A 12,434-nucleotide genomic window follows, 5' to 3' on the forward strand; every position below is an offset into this window, starting at 1 on the left:
CCGGAATGTTCCATGCTATAAGTATCCGCTGAATCCATCCCGGAATCCATGGCAGGACAATCTTTACATGAAATCTTTCAGAAAAATTTTCTTTTCCTCCCCCTTTCCAGCCATAGCAGCGGTTTATCTTACGGTTTCTCTTCTCCTGCGCCTGGTCCTTTGGTGGTCCTTCGGACGGCCTTCGGGCATCGTTCCCGAACGCCTGCCGGTCATTCTCGGTCTCGGTGCCGTAAACGACCTCGCGGAACTTATCCGGCTCCTCGCACCGCTTGCTTTCTATCTCTTTCTGGTTCCCTCCCGTATTGTACGCACCAAATGGCACCACCGCCTGCTGGCCGGCGTCACCTATCTTTCCCTGGTGGGGATGCTTTACATTTCCGCTTCCGAATATTTCTTTTTCCAGGAGTTTGATTCCCGCTTTAACCTGGTGGCCGTCGATTATCTTGTCTATCCCCATGAGGTCTGGGGCAATATCCGGGCTTCCTATCCCGTGTTTCCCTTCCTGCTGGCCGCCTTTCTCCTGGCCTTGGCCTTCTATCAAACGGTCCGGCCGGGTTTGCGGGAATGGTTTCTCCACCCTCCCCGCTTCGCCAAGAGAAGCAAGGCTTTCCTCGCCTACCTTCTGGTAACGGCCCTGTTCTTTACGGGGTACTCCGACGATACTTTCGCTCGGTCCTCGAACCGGGTGGAAAACGAATTGACGGCAAACGGCATCAGCAGTTTTTTCCGGGCATTTGAAACCCATGAACTCGATTACCATCTTTACTATTCGACACTGAAACACGACCGGGCCTTCCGCATGATCCGGCGGCAGCTGGCCGGAGAGGGGGGAACTTTCACATCTACTACGGAAGAAAACCTCAACCGGGCCTTTCCCCCCGATCCCGCCGGACTCGGAAAAATGAACGTCGTCGTTATCGTGGAAGAGTCTTTCGGTGCGGGTTTCATCGGGGCTTACGGCGACCGACGGGGACTGACACCCGCGTTCGACAAACTGGCGGGAGAGGGTCTTCTCTTCCAAAACACCTATGCCACGGGGACCCGGACCGTGCGGGGACTGGAGGCGATCACGGCGTCCTTTCCCCCGATTCCGAGCGTTTCCATCCTCCGCAGGCCGGGAAATGAACGGATCGCAACCTGGGGAAAGGTGATGGCGGACAACGGTTATATCACGTCCTTCCTTTACGGCGGGTACGGCTATTTCGACAACATGAATCATTTCTACCGAAGCAACGGTTTCGCCATCAGCGATCGAAGGGAAATCCGGGAAGTTACATTTGCCAATATCTGGGGTGTCTGCGACGAGGACCTTTTTAACCATGCGCTCAAATATTTCGATGGGCCGGCACAACAAGGACGCCCCTTCTTCTCCATCATTATGACGACCTCCAACCATAAGCCGTTTACCTTTCCAAAAGGGATCCCCGGCATCCCCCCGAGTGGAGGGGGAAGAAAATCCGGTGTCCGCTATGCCGATTACGCACTGGGAAACTTTATCCGGAGAGCCTCGCAGCATCCCTGGTTCGGAAACACCCTCTTCGTCATCGTGGCGGACCACGATGCCCGTGTTTACGGACGGCTTCTGATCCCCGTCCGGCATTACCGGATCCCCCTGCTGATGTATGCCCCGGGGAAGCTCAAACCGAAAAGGATTCCCACCCCGACCAGTCAGATTGATATCGCTCCGACGGTACTGGGATTGCTTGGTCTGCCGTACAATGCTCCCTTCTACGGATGTAATATACTGAAGCTCCCTGCCGGGGAATCCCACCCCGTTTTCCTCAGCCATAATCTCGATGTCTCCCTCTTTGAAAACAACCGTCTGACCGTCTTGGGGATCGGAGCAAAACGGACGACCTTCCGCTATCTTCCCGAAAAACACCGCCTTCTTCCGGAACGAGGAAACCGGAAAATGGAGGAACTGACCACCGCCTATTACCAGACTGCGTTTGAACTCTTCAAGTCCCGCCGCTACCGGTAAGTAGAACAGCCTCCTCTACGTTGTGCTCCCTGCACCATCCCACAGGGGGTACGTCTCTCCGTCGCACGCCTTGATGAGACCGTCCTGCAACGCCTCGACGCGTCACGGCATTTACGAACAGGACCACGAAGACGGATCTGTAAAAGCATTTTCTTATTGACATATTCGGGATTGATCATTAGGATTACAGACCGGCTCCGGAAAAAGGGTGCCATGGACAGTCGGGTTGTTTGTCTCATTATTTCAAGTGGTTCACCGTATCGTACAACCCCACTTCGGATCTGCCCGTCTGCAAAAAAATCCCGCCGGGACAATTCAGAGACCAGAGGGTTTACTATGTGTCGATTAAGCGCAATCACGTCCGATCAATACTTTTCTCCCATGGAGAATATCCTTGCCCTGGAGACAATGAAGGAAGGGCACGACGGTTCCGGCCTCGGTCTCGTTCTGAAAGACCTGGGCGGAGAATTCGAGCATCTCAAGGAATATCCGATCCTTTCCGGAATCTGCTCAAACCGGGGGATGGAGACCCTGAATCGCTACATGGAAGAAGCGGGGTTCGTGGAAAAGTTCATGTGGGAACCTCATATCCGGGAGATCCCCGGTTCGGAGATCACCCGCCGGGATCACTACTTCGCCAAGGCCTATAAATATCCGGCAGACTTCCTGAATCGGGACCAGGAAGCAAAAGAGCAACTTCTTATGGAGACGCGGCTCGCTCTCCGGGACCTGGGAGAAGCCGACGAGTCGATCTTCGTCTTCTCCTTCTATCCTGATGTCCTGACGCTGAAATCGGTGGGTGACCCCCTGCAGGTAGGAGAATTCTTCGGCCTTGACAAGGGAACGCTCAAGGCGAAGATCGTTTTTGCACAGGGGCGGCAGAACACGAACTATGCCATCTATCTTTATGCCTGCCACCCCTTCTTTATCGAAGGCTATTGCACCATGACGAACGGGGAGAATACGGCCTTCGTCCCGATCCGGGAATTCCTGACAAGCCGCGGATTTCCGGGCTACCGGGGATACAACAGCGACAGCGAAGTTCTGACGCACATCCTTCATTATTGTCACAGGCAGCTCAAATACCCCCTCCCCTACTATAAGGATGTAATCACCCCGTTGAAGGAATCCGAGATCGAGAGACGTTCGGATGGGGACGCCATCCGCCTGATGAAAAAATCGCTGCGCCCCCTCTGCATTGACGGCCCGAACTGCATCATCGGGTTTACTCCCGACGGTAGGGTTTTCATGACCCAGGACGCCAAGAAACTCCGGCCCGGGATTGTCGGCGGCCTGCCCGGAAAATTTGCTCTCATGTCCGAGGAGTGCGGACTTGACCGGGCCGTCCCGGAACGAGACAGGACGCAGGACATCTGTCCGATGAAATATGACATGGTAGTGGTTTCTCCGGGAGCCACGGAGGTCACAAAATGGAATCAGCTGAACGGTTAGATCAAAATCATGAACTAACGCTCCATGAGTTTCCCTATATCATCCGCTGGAGGGAGGACCGTTGCACACGGTGCGGACGCTGTACCGCCGTCTGTCCGGTCCATGCCATTGAACCGACGGTCTTCTCTCGGCGGGTCGTAAAATCCGAAGGGAGCACCCCCACACCGAAAACGGAACGGCGTGTCCTGGAGGGGATCAGGCAGGTCACGGAGATCGACCGCTACTGTACCGGCTGCTCCACCTGCGCCCTCGTCTGCCCGAACGTGGCGATCGAGCCGGAATACAATCCCCGGCACAAGTTTCTCTTTTACAAGAACCGGGGAGGCGTTCCCTATAAGCGGGGCGGGCGGCGGAATGACCCGACCCCCTCGACGGTCGACCAGTTGAAATTCACCCGGATCTCCATGCTCACCGACCCGGCCCTTGATGCCGGACGTCATGAATTCCGCATCCGGACCCTCCTGGGCCGGAACCTTCCTCCGGAAAAACTCCCGCTGGAGACACGGGACGGCAAACTCTCGGTCCGAAAAGAAACCGGTTTCATCCCGCCGGTGCGGGAGATCTTTCCGATCCGGATCGGGAGCATGTCGATCGGAGCGCTCTCTCCCCATATGTGGGAGGGGCTGGCGATGGGGGTTGCCTATCTCAACGAGGTGGAAGGCCTCCCGGTCGTCATGTGCACCGGAGAAGGGGGGATCCCGCCGCGCCTTTTGAAGTCCCGGTTCGCCAAATATATGATTCTTCAGATTGCCTCGGGCTACTTCGGTTGGGACGAAATCGTCCATGCCATTCCGGAGATGACGGAAGACCCGGCGGCCATCGAAATCAAGTACGGACAGGGAGCCAAGCCCGGCGACGGCGGTCTCCTCATGGCCTACAAGGTCCTGAAACTGATCGCCAAAATCCGGGGTGTGCCGATGTACATTGATCTGGCCTCTCCCCCGACGCATCAGACGAAATATTCCATCGAGGAGGCCGTCGCGAAGATGATCCAGTCCATGTCGATGGCCTGGGGGTTCCGGGTTCCCGTTTACCCGAAGATCTCAGGAACCAAAACGGCCCAGGCGGTCCTGAATAATCTGGCCCGGAACCCTTATGCGGCGGCCCTCTGCATTGATGGTGAAGACGGCGGGACCGGTGCGGCCTACAACGTCTCCATGGACAAGATGGGACACCCCATCGCCTCCAATATCCGGGACTGCTACCTGGACCTGGTGAAGCAGGGGAAGCAGAACGAACTCCCCCTGATTGCCGCCGGCGGGATCGGCAAGGGAGGCAACCTCGCCGCCAATGCCGCTGCCATGATCATGTTAGGCGCCTCGGCGGTAGATATTGGGAAATATATTATGCAGGCAACCGCCGACTGCCTCGGCAACGAATACAACCGGTGCAATCTCTGTAACACGGGCCGCTGTCCGCGGGGGATCACTACCCAGGATCCCCGTCTCTACCGACGTCTCGATCCGGACCGTGTAGCGGAACGGGTCGTCGATGTCTTCAAGTCAGCCGATGTGGAACTGCGGAAAGTCTTCGCCCCCCTGGGAAGAAGCACGGAACTGCCCATTGGGATGTCCGACGCCTTGGGCGTAGCCAACAAGGAGATCGCCGACCGCTTGAAGATCAGCTATGTCTGTTAGACTGTAGCACCGGGGTTGATCCCAGGTGCGGACGAGACGACCGAGGGAAGGAAGCGGGAAACAGAATTAGGCACAACCGATCAACTGATATCGAGGATGAAATAGATGGTCATCAAAGGGAATATTAAAGGCAAACGGGTCCCCTCCCGCGAATTGGAAGAACAGATCCAACAGGCCGTCCGGGATGGGAAAAGAACCTTGTCCATCCAGGCCGACGGTCAGCACGGGATCGGCGGCCGGATCTGGCCGATGGGAAAAAAGGTTAAGATTACCGTTACCGGTCCCACGGGACAGCGACTCGGCAGCATGGGAATGGGAGGCACGGAGATCGTCGTCAAGGGAAATGCATCCGACGACGTCGGCTGGATCAATTGCGGTGCAAAGATCACGGTCTTGGGCGACGTCACGAACGGTGCCCACAACGCCGGCGCCCAGGGAATCCTCTACGTGCAGGGTGGCGGCGGCGCCCGTTGTGATACCATGACCAAGCATAATCCCCGTTTCGAACCGCTTCAGTCCTGGTACTTCCGGGATGTAGGTGACTCCTTTGCGGAATTCAAAGCGGGGGGAATTGCTGTTGTCTGCGGGGTCAACCCCCGAAACCCGGAGAACATCCTGGGTTATCGTCCCTGTGTCGGAATGGTGGGTGGAACCATCTATTTTAACGGGCCCATCCAGGGATTCAGCGACAAAGACGTCCGGCTGGCCGATCTGACTCCCCGGGACTGGGAGTGGTTGACGCTGAACATCAAACCTTATCTCAAGGCGATCGACCGGATGGAATATCTTGAGGAATTGACCCGATCGCCGGATGACTGGAAAAAACTGATCGCCTATACCCCGGCGGAAAAGACCGAACGCCGCGGCCGCAAGATCCCGATGACGGAGTTCCGCGAAGCGGTTTGGGAAAAAGGGACCGGAAAGGGGGGAATCTTTGGGGAATATCTCGAACATGAAGCGACGATTCTTCCCTATATCACGACCGGGCCGGACCGTCGGTTCCGGCCGGTCTGGAGTAACGACCGGTATCTTCCTCCCTGCGCCTACGCCTGTCCGTCCCGGATCCCATCACACAAACGAGCGAATCTGATCCGGCAGAACCGTCTGGAAGACGCCCTGGCCCTGGTCCTGCAGTACAGCCCCTTCCCGGCCTCCGTCTGCGGCCAGGTCTGTCCGAATCTCTGCATGGACGCCTGTACCCGGGGCCGGATCGACCAGCCGCTCGACATCAAGAGCCTCGGAAGTCTCAGCCTAGAACTACCGGCCCCGGAAAAGGCCCGTTCCACCGGCAATACCGTGGCGATTATCGGTGCCGGACCAGCGGGACTCTCCGCCGCCTGGCAGCTGGCCCTTCGGGGTCACACCGTGGATCTGTATGAGTCCACAGGGAAATTAGGCGGCAAGCTGGAGCTCTGTATTCCCAGGGAACGGCTCCCCCAGGAGATCCTGGCGAAAGAAATTTCACGGTTTGAGGAGATGGGCATCAATGTACACCTGAACCGGAAGATCACCCGGAACCTCTTCAAAAAACTCTATAAGGAACATGAAGTCGTCATCGTCGCCTGCGGCGCCCATGAGCCCAGAGTCCTCCGTTTTGAAGGGATGGAGGATGTCACTCCCGGAATCGAATTTCTCAAGGAGATTAACTACGGGGAGACGAAGAACCTGAAAGGAAAAGAGGTCGTCGTCATCGGCGCCGGCAACGTCGGCATGGACATCGCCTGCCAAGCCTATGCCTGCGGGGCGAAATCGGTAACGGCCGTCGATATCCAGCCCCCGGCCAGTTTCGGTAAGGAACAGGAGATGGCCCGGGAACGCGGGACAAAGATCCTCTATCCCAAAGTGACTAAAAAATACAGCAAACGGGCAAAGAAGATCACCTTCGATGACGGGACCTCTATTCACGCCGACGAGGTGATTATCTCCATCGGAGAAGTGCCGGTCCTTGATTTTCTCCCCCCAGAGATTCACACGGAGCGGGGTTATATCGTAGCCAACAAACTCGGTCAGAGTTCCGATGTCAAGGTCTTTGCCGTAGGAGATGCCACACAGCCGGGTCTCATTACCCACGCCATCGGCCAGGGGCGGATCGCCGCCGATGTGATTCATCATCAAATGATGAGCTATGATTATGTTCCCGAGGAGGAACAGGTCATTCCCTATGAACGGATCCGGACCGTTTACTACGAGAACTCCCATCCCGGGGAATTCGTCCCGGAAGAAGAAGCCAACCGCTGCATGTCCTGCGGTTCCTGCCGGGACTGCGGGATGTGTGAAACGAGCTGTTACTATAACGCCATTTCACGAGTGCAAGGGGAAGAAGGAAGTTTCGAGTACGTTGTAGATGACCGTCTTTGTATCGGCTGCGGTTTCTGTGCGGGAATCTGCCCATGTGGGGTCTGGGAGATGAAAGAAAACGTCTGATGGTTCGACAACCTCACCATGCACGGTCTGTTTTTATATAACGGACTTTTTTCATTTACTCCAAAGCCGGTCGGAGAAAAAATGGAAAGCCCCGGAACTCTACATTCCTAAACCGGCGAGCAGATCATCCACATCCTGTTGACTGCCAACACCTGCCCGGCAAACGCTTTCGCTTGATTCCTGGTCCTGCGCATAGAACTCCACGGCTAATTCCGGGTTCATCACACAAAGGATTTCTCGCAGGGTCCCCGTCAATGTGTTGATCTGCTGACTGACCTTGTCGGCAAACTGTAAACTCATCTCCGCTTCATCAATCCAGGGGAGGGCCTCTTCGGGAACCTGGTTCCGAAGCTTGTCCAGAATTTTCACAATCGTTTCGGTATTGCCGGCGATCCCCTCCCGGACATGCTGCGTCTTCTGGTTGAAATCCGAGGCATCGACGATCTCTTCCAGTTTCTCCAGAACGGAATTGTAGAGTCCCAGGGTTTTTTCCCGTTCCTCGATCCTGTGATAGCGATCGAGAAAGGCAACCAACTGGTTTTTGAAAAAGTGCACCAGATCAACGATCCGTCCGTCATCGATCGGTATCTTTTTTGTCGGCCGCACCTCTATGGAACCCACATAGTCGGCCTTGCTGAAAAAGACCCGGACCGAACCATTCTCACAGGTAAAATTTTTTTCGGCATTGCGGATTTCTTCCCGGAGTTTATTCCGTTTTTCCGGATCTTCCTCAAAATCGATCATGCACTCCATCCCCAGGTCACGGAAGGTATCGACGACCCGGTGGCAGGCCATTTCAAGATCGAGGGTCTCCTGAAGGTACTGACCGCAATGGACGAGCCCTGCCAGATCTTCATGCAACCGGGTCAGTGCCTCGGCATATTCTTCCGCAAGTTTTTTGGATACTTCCAGCGCATGATACTCCTCCCGTTTTTTCCACTGGGCCCGGCCCGATCTCGCCATCTGAAAAAGCATCAAGTCCGAGGCCTCTTTCGATCGAGGTTTCTCCATAAGCATGGCATCATCGGGCACCGTGAATCCATTGGTGATGGCCGGAATCATTTCGTCATCAACAACCACTGCACAGAGAATCCCCGGAAAGCGCCTGACGAGCCCGTCGAAGATCCAGAAGGCATCCCGGGTCGGAGGATCATGCAAAATGAGTATCGACGCCCTGGAACAGGTGGAGAGCAACTCCACCGCCTCCTCTTCCGTCTCCACAAAATGGGTCAAAACATTCTCAGCGATTCTCTCCTTCGAATGAGAAAAGGGGATCGCGCCCAGAGCAATCACATGCCATTCCCGGTCCATTAACACACTCACTTTTTTTATGGATTGAAGAAGAATATTATGTACACCAGAACTTTTCGGATATTGGAGAAAAATACTTGAGGATTTTTTTGTGGATTTTTCCTCCGCACGCTTCACCGGCCTGGAAAAAGGGGTTTACATCCGCCCCTGTTCAGGTTACTATTTTCTCAATTTGCATTCGGATTTCTCTGAAAAGACTTTATGAAAAGAATCCTGCCTCGTTATATTCAAAAAGAGATCCTGCCGCCTTTCGTTCTCTCTTTGGGTATCTTCACTCTTGTGCTTTTCATGCAGAATGCTCTGGAGCTTTCCAACCTGATCATCACAAAAGGCGTCGCCCTTTCGAACATCGCCCGGATCGTCCTCTATACGCTTCCCCCAACTCTCTGGTTCACCCTTCCGATTTCCTTTCTCACGGCAAATCTGACGGCCCTCAGCCGCCTTTCCGCCGACAATGAAGTTGTGGCCATGAATTCCCTCGGGATCGGAATGGGAAGCTTCGTCCGTCCGGTCATGACATTGGGAATTCTCTTGTTCTGCCTTACCTTTGCCGTCGGTGCCCTGGCCGTTCCCTGGGGACGTATATCCCTAAACCAACTCGTCTACCGGATCTTTCAGGAGAGCGCAACCGCCGGGATCGAACCCAGGGTCTTCAATGACAGTTTTACAGACCTGGTGATCTTTGCCGACGGGGTTGACCGGGAAAAGGATCAACTGCAACACGTCCTGATCACCGATTACCGGGGAGCACTGCCGGAGACCATCTATGCCCAATCCGGAATCATCCATTCCAACCCGGGCAAACTCACCCATACCTTAACGTTGCACAACGGTGCCGTACACCAATACGATGCACGAAAAGGGCGGTATCGGCTGATTCATTTCGAGGAGTACCAACTCTCCCTGGTCACTGATGTCGCACCGGTCGTCTATTCCATGAGCCTGGGGGAGAAGACCTACCATGAAATGTCGTTGGCGGAGCTCCGCCAGGCATCCCGGGCAGGGAACCCGGCAGAGAGGCGAGACTTCCAGCTCCACTACTATGAAAAATTTGCTCTCCCTTTTTCCTGTATCATTTTCGGGCTGGTCGCCCTTCCCTTCGGAACCCGTTTCCGGCGTTCGGGAAAGATGATCGGTTTTTCCTGGAGTCTGGTGATTGTCTTTGGTTACTACCTCCTCCTGGGCGCAGGACGTCATTTTGAAACAACCAATATGCTTTCTCCCATGATTGCGGTCTGGCTTCCCAACGTTGTTTTCGGGGGGATCGGGATCACCGCACTGATCCGGACCTCGCGCAGGATCCCGGAGGACCGGGGCTTCCTGGATGAAACGAACGGCCTGTGGCATACCTTCCTGCACACGACAAGAAGGATCTTGCGAAAACCGTCCGGGAAGTAACTGGAAACGAGATGAAAACCCTTTCAAAATATGTTGCCCGAGAATATATCAAGGTCCTGCTGATCTGCTTCAGCGCCGTTACGACCGTTTACCTGCTGGTCCATTTCCTCGGAAAACTGGATGAGTTTATTGAATTCAAGGCCTCCCTGTCGCTGATCCTCCGAATGATGCTGCTGAAAATCCCCCGGATTTTCTATGAGGTCCTGCCCATCGTTTCCCTCCTGTCCACCCTGATTACCCTGAGTCTTCTTTCCCGGCACAATGAAATCATCGCCATGCGTTCCTGCGGAATCCATCTGAGCAAGCTCCTCATGCCGATCCTCTTCGTCACCTTCCTCCTCTCCATGATGGCGCTGGCCGACGGGGAATGGCTCGTCCCCTACGCCAATCAGCGCCTCAGTTGGCTTGATGACGTCGCCCTCAAAAAAAAGCCCCACCTCCTGGCCCTGAAGAATAATCGGATCTGGTTCCGCACCGGCGCCCACGGATTTTGCAACATCCGAAAAGTCGATCCGGATCGTCGGATCCTGCATAACGTCACACTCTATGATTTCGATAATGACTTTAAATTAAGACACCGCCTCGATGCTCAGGTGGTCATCTGGAAGAATTCCGGCTGGATCACACGTAAAGGAACGGAATGGATTTTCTCGGGCGCCGGGGAAATTCTTAAGGAACGTGCCTTCCATGGGGCCTTCCCATTAAAGGAACCGCTCAAAGAAATCATCAAGGTGGAAAAACCCTCCGGTGCGATGGGCTATAAGGAACTCCGAACATATATCACCCTCCTGAAAAAGGACGGTTATCCCACGGCCGGCTACGAGGTTGACCTTTATGCCAAGATCTCCTATACCATGATCAGCTTCATTATGGTTCTTCTGGGAATCCCCTTCGCGCTGCACACCAACCGCAAGGGGGGCCTTGCTTTCAGTATCGGAATCAGCCTGGTGGTGGGATTCATCTATTGGCTGGCCTTTTCGGTCGGGCTCTCCTTCGGGCATGGGAGCCTGATGCCCCCCCTTCTTGCAGCGTGGATCGCCAACCTTTTCTTCGGAACGGCAGCGGGCTACCGGCTTGCCAGGGTACGATTCTGACCCCGGAGAAACCGATATACGACGGGAAAAAGGATCAGGAAGACGATTCAGGGGTCTCTTCTTCCCCGCCGGCAAGGCGGGCCAATTCCACCAACTGTTCCGGTTTCCCTACACAGATCAGACGGTCCCCCGCCTCCAGAATGGTCGAGGGAGCCAGGCTGGTATTCATGGTACCATCCTCCTTCTTAACGGCCACAATCAGGAGCCCTAATTCTTCCCGAATCCGGGAGTCTACGATTCGGACACCGTTGAAAGAAGAAGAACCGGAAATACGGATGGCATCAAGACGGAAGCCCATCTTGCCGTCTCGGCTGACCGCAGTCTCCAGAAAACTTGCGACATGGGGCCGGAAGATCGATTGGGCGATTTTGGAGGCCCCGATCAGGTAGGGAGAAACCACCATATCGGCCCCGGCCCGTTTGAACTTCTTTTCCGCCCCCTCCCCGCCGGCACGGGTAATAATCTTCAACTTTGCCTTGATTTCACGGGCGCTCAAAACCACATAGAGGTTTTCCGCATCGGAAGTCAAAACCGAGATTAGTCCTGTGGCCCGTTCAATCCCCGCCGACAGAAGGGTCTCATCCTGTGTTGCATCTCCCTGAATGACGACATGTCCCTTCTCATGAATCTCCGTAACCACCTCGGGGTCTTTCTCAATCACGACAAAGGGAAACATCGCCGCAGCAAATTCCGAGCAGATATGTTTCCCCATTCGGCCGTACCCGCAGATAATATAGTGTTCCTTTAACCGTTTAATTTTCTCGTTCACCTTCTTCCTCCCAAGCACTTCCCGGATCTCCCCTTCGAGGAGGATCCCGATGGCCGTTTTGAAAACATAGGCAACCGTCCCGACCCCAACGAGAATCAGGACAACCGTAAAGATTCTTCCTGCCGTATCCATCCGATGCACTTCCATAAAACCGATCGTGGAAAGGGTGATCACCGTCATGTAGAGTGCATCGGTTACTCCCCACCCCTCAATCATCATGTACCCCACGATTCCAAAGGCCATGATCCCTGCAAGGATCAGCAGTGAAACTTTCAGCTTTTTGATCGGATTGACCAATCGATCCTCCCGGACATGAAATTCAGATGCACAATCTCGAAAACTCTTAAGATATCAAACGCCTCGGAGAA

At 54.8% G+C, this 12,434-nt stretch carries 8 protein-coding genes; 6 read left to right on the forward strand and 2 right to left on the reverse strand.

The genetic code is table 11. The annotated features are described in order from the left end of the window. Positions 1–67 precede the first annotated feature (67 nt). The 4 genes from GXP58_06555 (at position 68) to GXP58_06570 (ending at position 7,494) form a co-directional block, all read left to right on the forward strand. On the forward strand, positions 68–1,981 hold the full coding sequence (locus tag GXP58_06555; GenBank protein NOY53268.1) for a sulfatase-like hydrolase/transferase: 1,914 nt from the start codon (positions 68–70) through the stop codon (positions 1,979–1,981). A gap of 336 nt (positions 1,982–2,317) precedes the next feature. Further along, positions 2,318–3,433, forward strand: a complete 1,116-nt coding sequence (locus tag GXP58_06560; protein ID NOY53269.1) for a glutamate synthase — start codon at positions 2,318–2,320, stop codon at positions 3,431–3,433. After that, entirely contained in the window at positions 3,412–5,070 is a 1,659-nt protein-coding gene (locus GXP58_06565; GenBank protein ID NOY53270.1) for a 4Fe-4S dicluster domain-containing protein, read from the forward strand. Before GXP58_06560 ends, GXP58_06565 begins: the two co-directional genes overlap by 22 nt. A 105-nt stretch (positions 5,071–5,175) precedes the next feature. Next, positions 5,176–7,494, forward strand: coding sequence for an FAD-dependent oxidoreductase (locus tag GXP58_06570; protein NOY53271.1), 2,319 nt, complete (start codon positions 5,176–5,178; stop codon positions 7,492–7,494). Between the two features lie 99 nt (positions 7,495–7,593). Here the strand turns inward: GXP58_06570 and GXP58_06575 are convergent, their stop codons facing one another. Beyond that, a complete protein-coding gene (locus GXP58_06575) occupies positions 7,594–8,805 on the reverse strand; it encodes a hypothetical protein (protein NOY53272.1) in 1,212 nt (403 codons plus the stop codon). A gap of 201 nt (positions 8,806–9,006) precedes the next feature. Between GXP58_06575 and lptF the strand changes: the two genes are divergently transcribed. After that, positions 9,007–10,203 (forward strand): LPS export ABC transporter permease LptF, encoded by a 1,197-nt coding sequence (gene lptF / locus GXP58_06580; GenBank protein ID NOY53273.1) that lies wholly within the window; start codon positions 9,007–9,009, stop codon positions 10,201–10,203. 11 nt (positions 10,204–10,214) lie between these two features. After that, positions 10,215–11,297 (forward strand): LPS export ABC transporter permease LptG, encoded by a 1,083-nt coding sequence (lptG, locus tag GXP58_06585; protein ID NOY53274.1) that lies wholly within the window; start codon positions 10,215–10,217, stop codon positions 11,295–11,297. A 34-nt stretch (positions 11,298–11,331) separates the two neighbouring features. Here lptG and GXP58_06590 read toward each other — a convergent pair whose 3' ends face one another. Continuing rightward, positions 11,332–12,363, reverse strand: coding sequence for a potassium channel protein (locus GXP58_06590; GenBank protein NOY53275.1), 1,032 nt, complete (start codon positions 12,361–12,363; stop codon positions 11,332–11,334). Positions 12,364–12,434: the final 71 nt, after the last annotated feature.

The organism is Deltaproteobacteria bacterium (assembly GCA_013151235.1).
Lineage (GTDB): Bacteria > CG2-30-53-67 > CG2-30-53-67 > CG2-30-53-67 > CG2-30-53-67 > JAADIO01.

Coding starts and splice junctions, on each gene's coding strand:
- GXP58_06555 (NOY53268.1), top strand. CDS start 68: ATGAAATCTTTCAGAAAAATTTTCTTTTCCTCCCCCTTTCCAGCCATA.
- GXP58_06560 (NOY53269.1), top strand. CDS start 2,318: ATGTGTCGATTAAGCGCAATCACGTCCGATCAATACTTTTCTCCCATG.
- GXP58_06565 (NOY53270.1), top strand. CDS start 3,412: ATGGAATCAGCTGAACGGTTAGATCAAAATCATGAACTAACGCTCCAT.
- GXP58_06570 (NOY53271.1), top strand. CDS start 5,176: ATGGTCATCAAAGGGAATATTAAAGGCAAACGGGTCCCCTCCCGCGAA.
- GXP58_06575 (NOY53272.1), bottom strand. CDS start 8,805: ATGGACCGGGAATGGCATGTGATTGCTCTGGGCGCGATCCCCTTTTCT.
- lptF (NOY53273.1), top strand. CDS start 9,007: ATGAAAAGAATCCTGCCTCGTTATATTCAAAAAGAGATCCTGCCGCCT.
- lptG (NOY53274.1), top strand. CDS start 10,215: ATGAAAACCCTTTCAAAATATGTTGCCCGAGAATATATCAAGGTCCTG.